This window comes from Halomonas litopenaei (assembly GCF_003045775.1).
Classification (GTDB): Bacteria; Pseudomonadota; Gammaproteobacteria; order Pseudomonadales; family Halomonadaceae; genus Halomonas; species Halomonas litopenaei.
Genome location: NZ_PXNS01000013.1, coordinates 101,624 through 118,264 on the forward strand (window position 1 = coordinate 101,624; position 16,641 = coordinate 118,264).

Below are 16,641 nucleotides of genomic sequence, written 5' to 3' on the forward strand. Positions count from 1 at the left end.
TGGCCCTGTGAGGATTCAGTCGCGGCGCGCGACTCCGGGGAGCACGCACAGCATTTCATAGAGCAGGGTGGCGCCCATCAGGGCGGTGTTGCCGCTGGGGTCGTAGGGCGGGGAGACTTCGACCAGGTCGCCGCCGACGATATTGAGCCCCTGGGCGCCGCGCACGATCTCCAGGCCCTGGGCCGAGGTCAGGCCGCCCATTTCCACCGTGCCGGTGCCGGGCGCCACCGACGGGTCCAGGCCATCGATGTCGAACGAGATGTACACCGGGCCATCGCCCATCTGCTCGCGCACCTCGGCCATCAGCGGCTCGAGAGACTTGTGCCAGCACTGTTCGGCCTGGACCACGCGGAAGCCCTGCTGGCGACACCAGTCGAAGTCCTCGGCGGCGTAGCCGGTGCCGCGCAGGCCGATCTGGACGACCCGGTTGGCGTCCAGCAGCCCTTCTTCCTGGGCACGGCGGAACGGGCAGCCGTGTGCCACCTCTTCGCCGAACATGTGCTCGTTGACGTCGGCGTGGGCGTCAATATGGATCAGCCCGACCGGGCCATGCTTCTTGGCGATGGCGCGCAGGATCGGCCAGGTCAGGGTGTGGTCACCGCCCAGGGTCAGCGGCACGCAGTCGTGGGACAGGACGTCGTCGTAGAAGCGGCTGATGATGTCCAGGTTCTTCGGCAGGTTGAAGGTGTTGATTGGCACATCGCCGATGTCCGCCACCTGCAGGCTGTCGAAGGGTGCAGCACGGGTGGCCATGTTGTAGGGGCGCAGCATGCGCGATTCGTCGCGGATCTGGCGCGGCCCCAGTCGGGTGCCCGGGCGGTTGGAGGTGCCGATGTCCATGGGAATGCCGATAAAGGCGGCGTCCAGACCCTCGGCGCTGGTCTGGGTGGGCAGACGCATCATGGTGGCAGGGCCACCGAAGCGCGGCATCTCGTTGCCGCCGAGAGGTTGATTGAAGTCGCTCACAGGGAACTCCTGGCATCGTGGATGGGGACGGTCGCGGCCCTGGGCCTGACGGTTGTTGTGGATGATGCAGACGCCGTGCCATCTTTTAAGCATTTATACTAAAGATGTAATAGAGGTGCAGGGATTCCAGGGGAAGGTCTGCTGTGGTGATAGAAGTGATCCAGAAGTGAATCACGATCTCGACGCATCGTGATACACTTCTGGATCAATGATGCATTTATGGATCGCTGGATGAGCGACGACGACACCAAGGTTCTCAAGACCATCATCGATACCGCCCACGACCACTTCTTCATCGTCGCGCCGGACGGTCGTATCCGCGACGTCAGTCCCGGGGCGGCGGCGGTCTACGGCATGTCCTGCGAAGAGCTCTGCGCCACCAGCGTGCAGCGGCTCGAGGCCGATGGCGTGCTGACCCCGTCGGTCAGCCTGGAGGTGATTCGCAGCGGCCGGCCGGCCCAACTGGTCCAGCGCACCGGCACCGGGCGCCGGGTCATCGCCCAGGCCCACCCGGTATTCGAGGGTGACCGGCTGGTGGCGGTGGTGAGTCGTTCCATGGACCTGACCGATTTGCAGCTGCTGCAGCAGGAGTACGCGCTGTTGCAGCGCCGCTTCAGCGAGCACTTGCGCCGGGGCCATGCGTTGGAGAGCGACAGCGAAGCGCTCGAGGCCGAGCTCGATGATCTCGAGGTGAAAAGCCAGCTGATGCGCGAGGTGGCGCTGCTGCTCAAGCGGGTCGCGCCCACCGACGCCACGGTCTTGATGCTGGGCGAGTCCGGGGTGGGCAAGACCGCTTTCGCCCGCCAGCTGCACCGTTGGAGTTCTCGCCGCGATGGCCCCTTTATCGACGTCAACTGCGCCGCCATCCCCGAAAGCCTGTTCGAATCGGAGATGTTCGGCCACGAAAAGGGCGCGTTTTCCGGCGCGGCCCCCGGGGGGCGCAAGGGGCTGATCGAGCAGGCCGAGGGCGGCACCCTGTTTCTCGACGAGATCGGCGAGCTGCCCCTGGCGGTGCAGACCAAGCTGCTCAAGACCATCCAGGACGGCAGTATTACCCGGCTTGGGGACAGGGCCCCGCGACGGGTCGACTTTCGCCTGGTGGTGGCCACCAATCAGGACCTGTCGGCACGGGTCGAGCAGGGCCTGTTTCGCCTGGATCTGTACTACCGGCTGAACGTGATTCCGGTCACCCTGCCGCCCCTGCGCGAGCGCCGCGAGGATATTCCCGGCCTGGTCGAGCGCCAGCTACAGCGCCTCAATCGGCGTTATGGACGCGACAAGATGCTGGCGCGAGACGTGTGGCAGGCGCTGATGGGCTGGGACTGGCCGGGCAATGTGCGTGAGTTGGAAAACACCCTGGAAAGGGCCTGGTTATCCAGTGACGATGTCATCCAGGGCGATCTGCTGGTGCCGTCCACGGGGGCCTCGGTAGGGCAGCTCGGCGGGCAGCAGCGTGAAGCGCAGCAGACGGCGGCGTCCCTCACCGGAGACTCCGCTGCGCTGGCTGATGGCGCTATGTCACCCGCGACACCATCCGCACCAGGTGCAGCGCGACCCGAGCTGCCGCTTGCCCGGGGCGAGGGCCTGAAGGCCGCCCTGGCCCGGCGCGAGCGTGAGATCCTTGCCGACTGCTGCCGTACCCTTCCCACCACCTACGCCATCGCCGAACACCTGGGCATCAGCCAGCCAAGCGTGGTGCGCAAGCTCAAGCAGCATGGGTTGCGGATCGGGTGACCGGTGATGAAGGGCCGAGCTCTGGGGCACCTACTGACGGAAGACGTAAAAGAACCCGACCCAGGTGGCCAGGATCAGCAGTGGCTTCAGTACCAATACCGCACCGCTGGTGGAGCCCCGTTCGTCGTGCTCGGTGTCGCTGGACTCCCCGGGCTGCATGGCGAGTACCACCGTCAGCAGCAGGTTGGCGCCGGGGACCAGCAGCATCAGGCTCCACAACCCCGCCTGGCCCAGGTCGTGCAGGCGACGAGTGCCGTGGAGCACCAAGGGCTGAAGGCTGATGACAACCCACCAGATCCCCAGCAGGCCTGCCTTGATCGTCAATGCGTCTTCGAGGGCGGGGGCGGTGATGGTGGTCGCCCACAGGGCGGCATAGTAGAACGATAGCGCCAGGGTAGCGTTGAGACAGAAGTCGAGACGACTCTCGCGCCCCGCCAGGCTGTCGAACCAGTAGCCCGGCAGCACTCGCTTGAGCTCGAAGGCCTGGGGCGATGAGTGACCGGGGGCGACAGGGTCGGGAAATCCGGGAGCAGTAGGGCGATGCATCGGTATCTCGTCCTGTAGATCCAGCGTGATGCCGGTGTGCAGTTGAGGGAGACTGGTTCGATAAGCTGCGTCCTTCCGACTTGAATCCTACCCATTTTCTCCCTTGGTCTAGATGGGCGATCACGTAGTTTCTAGTACGAACCGCGTAAATAGTGCTGGTTCATAAGTCTGGTGGGCGACCTGCTTCCGAAGGATGGAAGCGTTCGGCCTCCCCCTGGTCCTTGAACACCAGGGTGCGGTAGGGGAAGGGAATCTCGATATTGGCCTCATCGAGCGCGCGCTTGATGGATGCCACCACCTGATCGCGGGAAGCGCGAATGTCGACGGGGCGGGACCCGGTCCACCAGGCCACCTCGAAGTCGATGGAACTGGCGCCGAAGGCCTTGGCGAATACCTGCACCGCACGTACGTCGCTGCGCACCGAGTCCACCTCGGCGACCGCGCCCTGGATGATCTCGCGAGCCTGGTCCACGTCCTCGTCGTAGGCGACGCCAACGATGATGGAGGTGCGCCGGATATCGCGGTTGGTGCGAACGATGACCGGCTGCTGGAACAGCAGGGCGTTGGGCACCACGATCATCTGGCCGTCGGTGCGGCGGATACGGCTGTCGCGCACCGTGATCTGCTCTACCTGTCCTTCCACGTCGTTGGCCTCAAGGGCGATGTGGTCGCCGATCTGGAAGGGTTCTCGCCACAGGATCAAGAGGCCGGCGAGGAAGTTCTCGAACACGTCCTTGAAGGCGAAGCCGATGGCGATGGAACCGAGGCCCAGGGTGGTCAGGGCCTTGCCGGGAGTGACGGTGGGGAAGATCAGGGTGATGGTGATCAGAAGTCCCCCGAGCCAAAGACAGAGACCCGTCAGCATGGTCAGGACATCGCGCAGATTACGTCGGAGCTTGGCCTTGTCGGCCACCCGAGCCACCAGGGCGCGGCCGAGTCTCGCCACCAGCCAGGTCACCAGGATCAGCAGCAGGCCGGCGGCCAGTCGTGGGGCAGCAGAGCCAATGTCTGACAGGTAGGCCTGAACCTCTCCCAGCAGCAGCGACACGAAGGGTAGTTGTTCCAGTTCTTCCATCGCATCCTCCCGGGCCATGTTCAGGCGGCGGGCGCACTATCCCGCGCCCTTGTTGCTGAGCATAGCGGGGCGCCAGGCAAATCGCGCGTCACCTGCCAACGCTGGCAGTCCGGATACCTCGTCGGTTCCGACTTGACCCTCTATTTATCATGATAAATACTTTCTTCGACAAACGATCCAGAACGGTTCTTCCACAACAAGGACAACTCCATGAGTGCCCACGACCAGACGCTGAAAGAGCGCAAGAAGTGGTATCGCACGGTGCCAGATCCGATGGTGCTGATCTTCCTGATCCTGCTGGCCACCTATGCGCTGACCTTCATCATTCCCGCCGGCGAGTTCGAGCGGGTCATGCAGGATGGACGCACCCGCGTGGTGCCGGACTCCTTTCATTTTCTGAGCGACGTGGCGGCGATCTCGCCTTTCGACATCTTCGTGGCGATTCCCAAGGGCTTGAACGCGGCCTCTCTGTACCTGTTCATCGTGTTCATCGCCGGCGGGCTGTTCCATATCCTTCAACGCACCGGCGCCCTGGAGAACGCCATCGGGGTGGCGGTCAATCGCGTCGGCGTCGAACGGCGCAACGTCATCATCACCGCCGGCACCTTCATCTACGGCTTCTTCGGTGTGGCCGTCGGTTTCGAGAACAATATTGCGCTGGTGCCCATCGCGGTGCTGATCGCCAGCGCGGTGGGCTGCTCCAGCCTGGTGGGCACCACCATGGCGGTGGGTGGCATCGGCGTGGGCTTTGCACTGTCGCCGATCAATCCCTATACCGTGGGCGTCGCCCAGGGCATCGCCGAGCTACCGACCTTTTCCGGCGCCTGGCTGCGCGCCTTGCTGGTGCTGACCTCATTGGGCCTGTTGTCCTGGTATATCTGTCGCTTCGTCACCCGCATGGACTTCGAGGAGCCCAACGACGCCAAGGCCATGAGCAAGTCGCTGGACGAGTACCACATGAGCAAGCGCGACAAGCTCACGCTGGTGGTGTTCGTCGGTGGCCTCGCCGCCATGCTGGTGGGGGTCTTTACCCAGGGCTGGTACATCAATGAGATCGCCGGCATGTTCCTGCTGATCGCCATCGTGATCGGCATCGTCAACGGCCTGTCGGCCAACGAGATCGTCAAGCAGATGATGGAGGGGGCATCCGGCGTGACGGCGGGTGCACTGGTCATCGGCCTGGCCGCCTCGATCCAGGTGATCCTCAAGGACGCCCAGATCATCGACACCATCGTCTACGCCTTGAGCGGTCTGATTCAGGACATCCCGGGGGCGCTGTCGGCGATCATGGCCAGCGTCGTCCAGGGGGTGATCAATCTGTTTGTGCCATCCGGCTCTGGCCAGGCGCTGGTGACCATGCCGATCCTGGTGCCGGTGGCCGACCTGGTCGGCATGAGCCGCCAGCTGATGATCACCGCCTTCCAGGTGGGTGACGGCCTGACCAACCTGATCGTGCCGACCTCCGGTGGCACCCTGGCGATGCTGGCGCTGGGCCGGGTGTCCTACGAGAAGTGGCTGAAGGCTATCCTGCCCTTCATGGCGCTGGTCTACCTGCTGTCCTGGGGTGGTCTGGTGATCGGCCATATGGTCGGCTACTAGGTCGCGCCATGACACTGTCGCTGCTGCATGTTCATCCGGCTACCGGCACGGTAGCCGCCCTCACCGCCACCGGAGGTGTGGCGGTGGGCGGCTACGTTCACCATGTGTGGCGTGGCGTCGGCGCCTGCGCGACCCAGGGGCGGGTTACCCACCCCTGGTATCCCGACGGTGTCCGCCGGGCGCTGGAACGGGGGGAGGATGCCCGCGGTGCGCTTGCCCGGCAGGTCGACGCCGACAAGGGCACCTCGTTGCGCCAGTGCCTGGTGATGGATGCCCGGGGGCGCTCAGCGCTGCATAGCGGTGCCGACAACCTCGCCACCGTCGCTTCCTGCTGCTACCCCGGCGTGGCCGCGGCGGGCAACCTGCTGGCCAGCGCCAAGGTGGTCGAGACCCTGGCCCACGCCTTTGTCGATACCTGTTGTAGCAACGCCGACGCCGTGCGCCAGGGTGCAACGCCCGAGTACCGCGACGACTATGAGGCGACGCTGCTCGAGGGACTGATCGACGCCCTGGAGGCCGCCCTGGCAGAGGGGGGCGACGTCAGAGGCACGCGCTCCGCCGCCCTGCGTATCGAGTCCTTTACCCAGGCCCCCCTCGATCTGCGTGTCGATTGGTGTGAGGGCGATATCGCGGGCGAGTTGCGCGCCCTGGCCAGGCGTGTGCGCGCGCCTGGCTTTGCCGACTTTCTGGCGTCCCTGCCGCGTCGCTGACGCCATTCCTTCGTTATTCCGGTGCCTCAAGGCACCCGATCTGGAGATATCATGACCGCTGACCACGAGACCATGACGCTCGGCGCACAACTGCTCGAGCGCCTCGACGAGGCTGCGTGTTTCTCGGAGCCTGGCGCCGGCGTGACCCGGCTGTTCTGCTCGGAGCAACACCGCCAGGTACTCGAACTTATCGCCGATTGGATGCGCCGGGCTGGACTTGAGCCCGAACTGGATGCCTCCGGGAATCTGGTTGGGCGATGCGACAAGGCGCGCGCTGGCGCGCGCACGCTGATCATGGGGTCACACCAGGACACCGTGGTCGAAGGTGGCAAGTATGATGGCATGCTCGGCGTAGCGCTGCCGCTGCTGGCGCTGGAGCGATTGAAGAAGGATGGGATCGAGCTCGACTACGGCGTCGAAGTGGTGGCCTTCGGTGATGAGGAGGGGACCCGCTTTCAGTCGACGCTGATCGGCAGTCGTGCCCTGGCCGGTACCTTCGATCCTGCCAGCCTGGAGGCCAGGGATGCCGATGGCGTCAGCGTGGGCGAGGCGCTTCGGGCCTTTGGTGGTGATCCTGAGCAAATTCCGTCATTGGCCCGAGATCCTGACTCGGTGCTGGGCTTCGTCGAGGTCCACATCGAACAGGGGCCGGTGCTGGAACGGCGCGATCACGCTCTCGGCGTGGTGACCTCCTTGACCGGGATCGAGCGTCACCGGCTGACGGTTGCCGGCAAGGCAGGCCACGCCGGCACCACGCCGATGCCGGGCCGTCGCGATGCGCTGGTGGGGGCTGCCGAGATGATCGCCGAGGTCGACCGCATCCTTAACGCCACCGAGGATTTTGTCGGGGTGGTGGGTAAGCTGGAGGTACGCCCCAACGCGGTCAACGTGATTCCTGCCGAGGTGGTGTTCACCCTCGAGCTGCGCTCTCCCCACGCCGAGGTTCGGCGTCGTGGTCGCGAGGACATTCTGGCCGCCTGCCGACAATTGGCACAGGCGCGCGAGTTGTCACTGACGGTGGAGACGACCTATGAGGCCGAGGCGGTGGCCTGCGCGGACTGGCTGATCGAGGCCTTGGGGGATGCCTGCCAACGGTGCGATGAGCCGGCTGATCTGCTGTTCAGCGGCGCCGGTCATGACGGTCTGGCGATGTGCGACCTGACCGGTATCGGCATGTTGTTCGTGCGTTGTACCGATGGCCTGAGCCACCATCCGGACGAAGCCATCACCGCGGCCGACGGTGAGGCGGCCACGCGTGTACTGATGCAGTTTCTCAAGGACCTGACCGTGAAGGAACAATAGGCGTCGTCGAGACTCGCACCTCCGCAACTACTAGGCTCTGTCCGAAAAGTCGACGAGCGAAGGTTAGACAAGGCAAAAATCGGTGAGAAAGCGCAGTTTACGGGGTGTAAATGAGCATTTTGATCCGATTTTTAACGCAGTATTACCGAGCGCAGGCACTTTTCGGACGAGCCCTAGTGGTTAACCTTCGTTGAGAAACCCGCGCCGCACCTGCGCTTCGTTGTCGTGCATCACCGCCTGGGCTTCCAGCAGATGCTCGCGCATCAGGGTGCGGGCGCGTTCTCCGTCGCCGGCCTCGATGGCGTCGAGCAGCCAGGCGTGATACTGGCAGCCGGCGGGACCGATATGATGGTCGCCGGGCTCGTACAGCCGCCGATAGACGGTAAGATCTGACAGCACCTGGGCGGTGAAGCGGATGATGAAGGACAGCAAGGGGTTGCCGCCGGAAAGCTGCGCCAGTTGTTCATGAAAGTCCAGCGAGTCGATGTGCTGCTGGCGCTCGGCGTCCAGGTCACAGGCGGGCTCGGCGTAGCTCGCAAGCGACTGGCGCAGCCTGGCGATCTCTGAAGCCTCGACCTGCCCCGCCAGCGAGGCTACCAGCTCCGGCTCCAGCGCCAGGCGGATCTGGTAGATGTCGCGGATCGAGATGTCCTTGAAATAGAGATAGTGGCTGAGCAGCGAGATGGCGCGGGATTCGCTCATTTCCCGGATAAACACGCCGCCGCCGGGTCCGGTACGCGTCTCGACCAGCCCCTGGGCTTCCAGCACCCGGGTGCTTTCACGAACGGTGCCCTTGGAGGCGCCGAGGATCTCCATCAACTCCGCCTCACCGGGCAGGCGATCACCCGGTGACAGCTCGCGTTCGACGATCCAGCCCTTGATGGTCTCTGCCAATTGATAGGGTCGTCTGCGAGGTGTCGATCCGGTCATGTTGGTCTCTCGTCGGTGATGAAACCACAGCATATCAGAGCTCATGACGGACTGGCCGCCACCTCGTCGGTCAGGGTTGCCGCGACTGCGCAGGGCTGGACGGCAAAGATTTTGTGAATATTAGTTACATTTAGTAACAGTATGGCTATTCTAGAAGCCAAAGGGTGAAGCCTGTGCCTGAAGTGGCCTAAGCCGGTTAGACCGCAGTGCCCGTGAGGGGGTTACGGGTGACTTTATCTGCCACTCTGTGTGCAGCGTTTGTGTGGTGGTGGCGCCATCGACAATCTGTGGAGGCCTTTCGATGTCCTTTCGTGCTCGGCTACTGCTGGTGATGCTGGTCCTGACCATCGGGATCCAGCTGGTCGTGTCATGGGCGGTACTCAGTGCGCTCAAGACGACCGCCATGGAGCAGGGCGAGAAGGAACTGGGCGTGGCCTCCGGCGTGGCGCAAGCCCTGCTCGATGGCTGGGGCCAGCAATTGCTGCACAGTGTGGATCTGCTGGTGGAAGATCCGCGTTTCCGCGAGGCCATCGACCCGCTCGACAGCGCGGTGCGAGTGGACGTGCTTGGCGAGTACGCGGAGCGCATGGGTGCCAACATGGTGAGCCTGCTCGATGATGAGGGCCGTGTGATGGTGTCGAGCCATCATGATGCCGGGGCCACGGATGCTTTCCCTGACCTCCGGGATCAGGCGAGACGCACCGATGGGACCATCACCCTGTTCATTCATGATGGCGAGGCCTTTCAACTTGTCCTGCATCCGGTGCGGGGGACGACGTCCGTGGGCTGGCTGGTCATGGGGTTTCGCCTCGACGAGGACATGGCAACGGCGCTGTCGGCGCTGATTCGCAGCGACACCCATTTCGAGGTGCAGGTGGGTGAAGGTGAGGACGTTGGCCTTGTGGGGAGCGAGGGTCTGCGCCGAGCCTCGACGCTGTTCGAGGATGCAAAGGGGCGTATCCAGCTCGTGGTGGAACGTTCCTACGAGACTCTGCTGGCCGACTATCAGGCGATAAAGCGCCAGCTGGCCATCATCCTGGCGATCAGCCTGGCGCTGATGCTGGTGGCCGCCAGCTTGATCGCTAGAGGCGTGAGTCTGCCGCTGTTGCGGCTGGTCGGGGCGGCCAAGAGGGTGGGGCGTGGGGAACCTCTGGATCTCGATCGACTTCCCCGCAAGGGAGAATTTGGTCTGCTGTCCTCGACCATGCTGAAGATGCAGAACGACCTGGTGCGCCGGGAAGCCGACATTCGCAAGCGCTCACGCCAGGACCAGTTGACCGGGCTAGGCAATCGCCAATGCGCCAACGAGGATATCGAGGCTGCCATCGCCACCGGGCGTCCCTTTACCCTGCTGCGGCTGACCATCAACCATATGCGCCGGATCAACGACACCTTCGGCCATGACTTCGGTGATCAGGTACTGAGTACGCTGGCCGGACGCCTGGCGGATCTGCCGGCACCCAAGGCAGGGGCTTACCGTCTCAGTGGCGACGAATTCCTGCTGCTGCTGTCGGTGTCTCATCTCGACCCGCTGTGGCTTGAGGATACGCATCGTCGACTGACCCGGGCGATCCGTCTGGATGGGTCGCCGGTGACACTCGATTGCGCCATGGGCGAGGCGCGCTATCCGGAGCATGGCGGCGAGGCCAACCTGCTGCTGCGGCGGGCCGAGATCGCACTGGATCGAGCACGTCAGCTACGCCAGTCCTACCAGTGTTACCTGCACGGCCAGGACGAACGCCATCTGCGCCATCTGTCTCTGGTGCGCGATCTCCAGCACGCCGCCAGCAACGGTGAGTTCTCGCTGCGTTATCAACCCCAGGTGTCGGCCCTGACAGGACGGGCCCTCGGCATGGAGGCACTACTGCGGTGGGATCACCCCAGGCTCGGACGCATTCCTCCGGATGAATTCATTGCCCTGGCCGAACGCTCGGGGCTGATCCACCAGCTGACCCAGTGGGTCATCGACACCGGCTGCCAGCAGCTGGCCAGGTGGAGCGAGGCAGGGCTCAATGTGCGCCTCGGGGTGAATATCTCGGCCATGGACCTGCAGCAGCCAGGGTTGATCAAGCGGGTCGAGCGGGCGCTGGACCGCCATGGCCTGCGCGGCGAGTGTCTGTGCATCGAGCTCACCGAGAGCGCGCTGATGGAATCGCCGGAGATGGGGGCGCGCAAGCTGCAGTCATTGCGCGCCATGGGGGTGGAGCTGGCCATCGATGACTATGGAACAGGCTATTCGTCGCTGGCCCAGCTCAAGCGCATGCCGGTCCAGGAGCTGAAGATCGACAAGTCTTTCGTCATGCAGCTGGTGAAGGGGTCCGAGGACGACGTCATCGTGTCCTCCACGATCGAGCTTGCTCACCATCTGGGGCTCAGCGTGGTCGCCGAGGGGGTGGAAGACCAGACGGTGGCGGACCACCTGGCGGAGCAAGGCTGCCATATGCTGCAGGGCTTCCTGATTTCACGACCAATGACCGCCGAGGCCGCCACCGAGTGGCTGCGCAGTCGCGTCGGGGACGGCATCCGCGACGCCGCCAACGAAGAACTGCGCTGAGCCTTGACGACGCTGCTTCAGGCGAAGCCGCCATTGGCGCGGATGACCTGGCCATTGATCCACTCGGCCTCGGGGCTTAGCAGGAAGGCGATCACCGCGGCGATGTCACGCGGTTGGCCCAGTCGCTCCAGTGGTGGCATATGGGTGAACCTTTCGATCTGTTCCTCGGTCTTGCCCGAGCGGAACAGTTCGGTATCCACCGGTCCCGGCGCTACCGCGTTGACGGTGATCCGCCTGCCGCGCAACTCGCCGGCAAACACTCGGGTCAGCGACTCCACCGCAGCCTTGGTGGCGTTGTAGAGCCCGTAGCCAGGCAGATTCAGCGCCAGCGCGCTGCTCGACAGGTTGACGATTCGGCCGCCATCTTCCAGGCGCGAGGCGGCTTCCCTCAGGGTGTTGAAGGTGCCGCGCGTGTTGGTCTCGAAGTGCGTGTCGTAGTCGTCGTCCGCCGCCTCGGCGATGGGCACCGCCTTGAGCACGCCGGCATTGTTCACCAGCGCATCGACGCGACCGAAGCGCTGCATGGCAGTGTCGAAAAGCTGCGCCACTTCGTCGGTGCGTGAGATGTCTGCCTGAACGGCCAGCGCCGCGCCGCCCTGAGCCAGGATCTCCTCGACCAGGCCGTCGGCGACCTCGCGGTGATGGGCGTAGTTGACGATCACTGCATAGCCATCGTTGGCCAGACGCCGACTGATGTCGGCCCCGATACCGCGTGAGCCACCGGTGATGATGGCGACCTTGGGAGAGTCGGATTCGCTCATGCTTCAGGCCTCTGGGGGTGCGTCGTAAACCTGGGGGCGCCGCCGATGGACAAGCCGAAAGCGGCGGCATGTGAGCAGCGATTCAGCGCAGTGCGATCGGTGGATCATCGAGCCCACGTACGCCGGGAAGCGCTTCGCTCAGGTCGAACAGGAAGGTAGCGCCGTCCTGGCGGCCTTCCTTGTGTTCTCGCTGTCCTTCGGTGGCGGTGGTGATCAGCAGGGTGGTCAGCTCACGCCCGCCGAAGGCCGGGCAGGAGGGCTGGTCGGCGTTGACCCTGACATGACCGACCTCCTCGCCATCCGGCGTCAGCCGGGCAACCCGCCCTGACCCCCATAGCGCCAGCCACATGTAGCCATCGGCATCGATCACTGCGCCGTCCGGGTTTCCCGGGTCGTCGTTGAAGTCCGCCCAGGGTTCGGGCTCGGCCAATTGTTCGGGCCTTGCCGCCACCCCGTCCTGAAGGAAGGCGCCGCCATCCTGGCGCAACGGGAAGCCCTCGGCGTCGAGCGCCCAGCGCATGACCACCCCGGTGGCGGTGTCGGTGAAGTAGCCAAGGCGACCATCCGGTGAAAAGCACAGGGCATTGGGTATGGTGATGTCTTGCTTCAGGCAGAAGACCTCGCCGCGGTGCAGGCGATAGAGGCTGCCGGCTGCGGCTTCGGCGGCCTTGCCCATGGTCGAGAACCACAGCCCGCCGTGGCGATCGATGCGCGCATCGTTGCTGCGCGTCACCGGGTTGGCAGCCTCGACCTCGCGCCAGGGTGACACGCCGCCGTGGGCGTGGTCGCGTTCCTTGAGGCCGTGTTCGGTGACCAGCAGATCATCACCGCTGGTCAAGGGGGCGGCGAAGGACACCAGCTCGTCCAGCGCCTGGGACCGATGATCGCCGTCTTCGAGGCGGTAGCGATGGAAGCGGCGCCCGAGGATATCGAGCCAGCGAAACTCGCCACGCCGGGCGTCCCAGCTGGGGCCCTCGCCGAGTTCGCAGGGTGCCTCGACGATGGCGCGAGCCTCGCCAAGGCAGGGGGATGCGGAACGGGACATGACGTCTCCTCGAACTTGGCGGATGGCACCTTGGAGCGCGCATCCACCAGGACTGTTGTCATTGTTCGGCAACGCGATCAGCCGTCGCTCACCACTCGGCGACGGAGCCGTCATCGTGTTGCCATACCGGGTTGCGCCAGCGGTGTCCGACCTTGGCGCGTTCCTCGACGAACGCCTCGTTGATCTCGACGCCGAGGCCGGGCCCCTCGGGAATGGCACAGAAGCCGTCCTCGATCGCCAGCGCGTTCTTGTCGACCAGATAGTCGAGCACGTCGTTGTCCTTGTTGTAGTGGATGCCCATGCTCTGTTCCTGGATAAAGGCATTGTGACATACCGCATCCAGCTGCAGCGACGCCGCCAGGGTCAGCGGGCCCAGCGGGCAGTGGGGGGCCAGGGCCACGTCGTAGGCCGAGGCCAGGGTGGCGATCTTCAAGCCTTCACTGATGCCGCCGCAGTGAGACAGGTCCGGCTGGACGATATCGACCATGTTGTCGGCGAGCAGGTCACGGAAGGCGAAACGGGTGTGCAGGCGTTCGCCGGTGGCGATCGGGGTGGCCAGATCCTGGGCGATGGTCTTGAGCACCGGCAGGTGCTCGGGTGCCACCGGCTCCTCGATGAACATCAGGTGATAGGGCTCGAGCTCGCGCATCAGCGTCTTGGCCATGGGCCGATGGAGACGGCCATGGAAGTCCACCGCGATGCCCACATCGGGGCCGACGGCGTCGCGAGCCTCGGCGACGCGGGCCACCGCCTCGTCGATCTTGCGATGGCTGTCGACGATCTGCATCTCCGGCGTGCCGTTCATCTTGAAGGCGGTAAATCCCTGATCGGTCAGTGCCTTGGCGCCGGCACCCACGTCGGCGGGACGATCGCCGCCGGTCCAGGCGTACATGCGCATGCGATCACGCACCTTGCCGCCCAGCAGTTGATGCACCGGGACGCCGAGTTCGCGGCCCTTGAGGTCCCACAGCGCCTGGTCGATGCCGGCAATGGCGGACATCAGAATCGGGCCGCCGCGATAGAAGCCGGCCCGGTACATGACGTTCCACAGGTGCTCGATATTGCGCGGATCCTGGCCGATCAGGTAGTCCGACAGCTCGTGCACTGCGGCTTCCACGGTGGCGGCCCGGCCCTCGATGACCGGCTCGCCCCAGCCGTAGACGCCCTCGTCGGTCTCGATCTTCAGAAAGCACCAGCGCGGCGGAACCTGCCAGGTCTTGAGTCGGGTGATCTTCATGGTCGATGCCTCTTGTGGGGGCCTGCTTGGCCCGATGTCGATGGGGTTGGGTGAAGCGAGCGGACGGGCTTAAAGGTGTCGCGACGCAGGTGTCGTGATGCCACTGGCCGGGCGCGTCTTGTCCAGGTCTCGGGCGGTGCGCTCGAGCAGCAGTTCGGTGGCGCGGCGGGCCTGCTCTGGCTGCCTCAGGCGAATCGCCTCGAGTAGCTGGCGGTGGCGTTCCAGGCTGTCGCTGAGTCCACGCGCATGGCTACTTGCTGCGTCGTCCGTGGGGCCGTCAGAGGAACTCCCGGCATGGCGCTGCGAGCGCTGGATCAGGGCCACGATGGAGGGCCTCAACAGCAGCCCCATCTGGCGCCAGACCAGGTTGTGGCTGGCGCGATAGATGGCGTCGTGAAAGGCCACATCGTGTTCGGCGTGGGCCAGGCGTTGCGAGGGCGCATCGGCGGTCTCGCGCATGCCGACGAAGGCGCGTTCGATGCGTGCCAGGTCTTCGCCGGAGGCGTTAAGCGCCGCCAGCTCGCCGATATAGGGCTCCGCTGCCAGGCGAAAGGCAAACACCGCCTCGACCAGTTGCGGGTGGGGCGCGTCCAGGCTGGCCATCCAGCCGCTCATCTGCGGATCCAGCAGATGCCAGTCGACGATATCGCGTACCACGGTGCCGCGACCGGCGGTGCGCTCGATCAGACCCGCCGAGCTGAGTTCGCCCAGGGCGTTACGCACCCGATTGCGGCTGGCCTCGAAGTGCTGGCACAGATCCAGCTCCCGAGGAAACAGATCCCCCGGCTGCCAGTGTCCCGACAGAATCGCCCGTGCCAGTACCTCGGCCAGCGCCGCGGCACCGCGACCCTCGGCGGGCCTCGGGAGTGAAGCGAGAGCGTCCATCCAGGCCTCCATAATGTTCGACGTTACTATAGTTAATGTCTGACATTTTAGGCAAGGCAGGAATGCCTCGAATGGGGTAGACCTTGGTGGAAGGTGCGGTGCTGAACGCGTGCGCTTGTGAACTCGCCGATTGGTGGCTGCCTGATTCTCGGCAGCCTCCGTCATTCTGCCCCATGCAACTCACATGCTGGCCTTGTCTGTGCTGCAGCTTACGTGTGGGCTCGAGAAGAGTGTGATTTGCCGCCACGCTGCGATGCAGGATGTATTGACGGACCAGCCTGCCATGCGTGATAGACATGATCAGAGCTACAAGCTGCTGTTCAGTGAGCCCAGGGTGATACGTGACCTCTTGACCGGGTTCGTCGAAGGCGAGTGGGTCGAGCGGCTGGACCTGGACAGCCTGGAGAAGGTCAGCGGCAGTTTCGTGACGGATGATCTTCGCGACCGCGAAGGCGACGTGATCTGGCGGGTGCGTTCTGGTGATGACTGGCTGTACCTTTATCTGCTGATCGAGTTTCAGAGCAGCGTCGACCCCTTCATGGCGCTGCGCATCATGACCTACGTGGGTCTGCTGTATCAGGACCTGATAAAGCAGAGAAAGTTGGCCAGCGAGCGCAGCTTGCCGCCGGTACTGCCCATCGTCCTCTACAATGGAGAAAGGCGCTGGAGTGCCGCGAAGGAGCTGTCCGAACTGATTCATCCCGCAGCGGCACAACTGGCTCGCTACCAGCCCTCGCAGTCCTATCTGTTGCTGGATGAAGGTGCAATCGTCGCCGACGAGCGCTGGCCCGCGGACACCCGCAACCTGGTTGCCGCCATCTTTCGGCTGGAGTATCACCACAGCCAACAGGACGTGATCGACACCATCGGCCAGTTGGTGGAGTGGTTGAAATCACCCGGGCAGGCTCGGCTGCGGCGCCACTTCGCGACATGGATCAAGCGTGTCCTGCTGCCCAATTGGGTGCCGGGCGGGAAGGACGACCACGAGCAGTGGCAGGCGCTCAATGACCTTGAGGAGGTACACACCATGCTGTCGGAACGTGCCAAACGATGGCCCGAACATTGGAAGCAGAAGGGACTAGAGGAAGGACGACGGCTAGGGCGAGAGATAGGTCTAGAGGAAGGACGCGAGGAAGGGCGCGAGGAAGGGCGTCTGGAAGCCGCGCGTAACCTGCTTGCGCGCACCGCCATGGATGACCGCGAAATCGCAGAGATCTGCGGACTCGAGCTTGAGCAGGTGACGGAGCTGAGAAGACAAGCATGAGGCAGGACGGCAGCACATGAAGGCCCACATCCT

The 16,641-nt window shown here is 64.4% G+C and carries 14 protein-coding genes; 6 read left to right on the top strand and 8 right to left on the bottom strand.

Going from position 1 to position 16,641, the window contains the following annotated elements; translation table 11 throughout:
• Positions 1 to 15 precede the first annotated feature (15 nt).
• A complete protein-coding gene (gene speB / locus C6W88_RS18165; RefSeq protein WP_045993646.1) occupies positions 16 to 966 on the bottom strand; it encodes an agmatinase in 951 nt (316 codons plus the stop codon).
• A gap of 231 nt (positions 967 to 1,197) precedes the next feature.
• Between speB and C6W88_RS18170 the strand changes: the two genes are divergently transcribed.
• Positions 1,198 to 2,700, top strand: a complete 1,503-nt coding sequence (locus tag C6W88_RS18170) for a sigma-54 interaction domain-containing protein (protein ID WP_108133553.1) — start codon at positions 1,198 to 1,200, stop codon at positions 2,698 to 2,700.
• Between the two features lie 30 nt (positions 2,701 to 2,730).
• Here C6W88_RS18170 and C6W88_RS18175 read toward each other — a convergent pair whose 3' ends face one another.
• Positions 2,731 to 3,246 carry a DUF805 domain-containing protein gene (locus C6W88_RS18175; protein ID WP_108133490.1) on the bottom strand — a complete coding sequence of 172 codons (516 nt, stop codon included), beginning with the start codon at positions 3,244 to 3,246 and terminating at the stop codon, positions 2,731 to 2,733.
• A gap of 160 nt (positions 3,247 to 3,406) precedes the next feature.
• On the bottom strand, positions 3,407 to 4,321 hold the full coding sequence (locus C6W88_RS18180; RefSeq protein ID WP_108133491.1) for a mechanosensitive ion channel family protein: 915 nt from the start codon (positions 4,319 to 4,321) through the stop codon (positions 3,407 to 3,409).
• Between the two features lie 210 nt (positions 4,322 to 4,531).
• On the opposite strand from C6W88_RS18180, the gene C6W88_RS18185 reads away from it, so the two are divergent.
• The 3 genes from C6W88_RS18185 to C6W88_RS18195 are packed head-to-tail and all read left to right on the top strand — an operon-like array spanning position 4,532 to position 7,932.
• On the top strand, positions 4,532 to 5,920 hold the full coding sequence (locus tag C6W88_RS18185; protein WP_108133492.1) for a YfcC family protein: 1,389 nt from the start codon (positions 4,532 to 4,534) through the stop codon (positions 5,918 to 5,920).
• A gap of 8 nt (positions 5,921 to 5,928) precedes the next feature.
• Complete coding sequence (locus C6W88_RS18190) at positions 5,929 to 6,630, top strand: DUF1028 domain-containing protein (RefSeq protein ID WP_108133493.1); 702 nt, start codon at positions 5,929 to 5,931, stop codon at positions 6,628 to 6,630.
• A 51-nt stretch (positions 6,631 to 6,681) separates the two neighbouring features.
• Positions 6,682 to 7,932: an allantoate amidohydrolase gene (locus tag C6W88_RS18195; RefSeq protein WP_197037146.1), complete on the top strand. Its 1,251-nt coding sequence runs from the start codon at positions 6,682 to 6,684 to the stop codon at positions 7,930 to 7,932.
• Between the two features lie 180 nt (positions 7,933 to 8,112).
• Here the strand turns inward: C6W88_RS18195 and C6W88_RS18200 are convergent, their stop codons facing one another.
• Positions 8,113 to 8,862: a FadR/GntR family transcriptional regulator gene (locus tag C6W88_RS18200; RefSeq protein ID WP_108133555.1), complete on the bottom strand. Its 750-nt coding sequence runs from the start codon at positions 8,860 to 8,862 to the stop codon at positions 8,113 to 8,115.
• A gap of 301 nt (positions 8,863 to 9,163) precedes the next feature.
• Here C6W88_RS18200 and C6W88_RS18205 point away from each other — a divergent pair, with 301 nt between their 5' ends.
• Entirely contained in the window at positions 9,164 to 11,416 is a 2,253-nt protein-coding gene (locus C6W88_RS18205) for a putative bifunctional diguanylate cyclase/phosphodiesterase (RefSeq protein WP_108133494.1), read from the top strand.
• A 17-nt stretch (positions 11,417 to 11,433) separates the two neighbouring features.
• On the opposite strand, the gene C6W88_RS18210 is transcribed toward C6W88_RS18205, so the two are convergent.
• The 4 genes from C6W88_RS18210 to C6W88_RS18225 all read right to left on the bottom strand — a co-directional run bounded on the left by C6W88_RS18210 (position 11,434) and on the right by C6W88_RS18225 (position 15,344).
• A complete protein-coding gene (locus C6W88_RS18210) occupies positions 11,434 to 12,177 on the bottom strand; it encodes an SDR family oxidoreductase (RefSeq protein ID WP_045993634.1) in 744 nt (247 codons plus the stop codon).
• Between the two features lie 82 nt (positions 12,178 to 12,259).
• On the bottom strand, positions 12,260 to 13,222 hold the full coding sequence (locus C6W88_RS18215; protein WP_108133495.1) for an SMP-30/gluconolactonase/LRE family protein: 963 nt from the start codon (positions 13,220 to 13,222) through the stop codon (positions 12,260 to 12,262).
• Between the two features lie 88 nt (positions 13,223 to 13,310).
• Complete coding sequence (dgoD, locus tag C6W88_RS18220; RefSeq protein ID WP_108133496.1) at positions 13,311 to 14,459, bottom strand: galactonate dehydratase; 1,149 nt, start codon at positions 14,457 to 14,459, stop codon at positions 13,311 to 13,313.
• A gap of 69 nt (positions 14,460 to 14,528) precedes the next feature.
• A complete protein-coding gene (locus tag C6W88_RS18225; protein ID WP_108133497.1) occupies positions 14,529 to 15,344 on the bottom strand; it encodes a FadR/GntR family transcriptional regulator in 816 nt (271 codons plus the stop codon).
• Positions 15,345 to 15,627: 283 nt separating this feature from the next.
• On the opposite strand from C6W88_RS18225, the gene C6W88_RS18230 reads away from it, so the two are divergent.
• The gene (locus tag C6W88_RS18230; RefSeq protein ID WP_108133498.1) at positions 15,628 to 16,608 is read left to right on the top strand and encodes an Rpn family recombination-promoting nuclease/putative transposase; all 981 of its coding nucleotides are present in this window, start codon (positions 15,628 to 15,630) and stop codon (positions 16,606 to 16,608) included.
• Positions 16,609 to 16,641 lie beyond the last annotated feature (33 nt).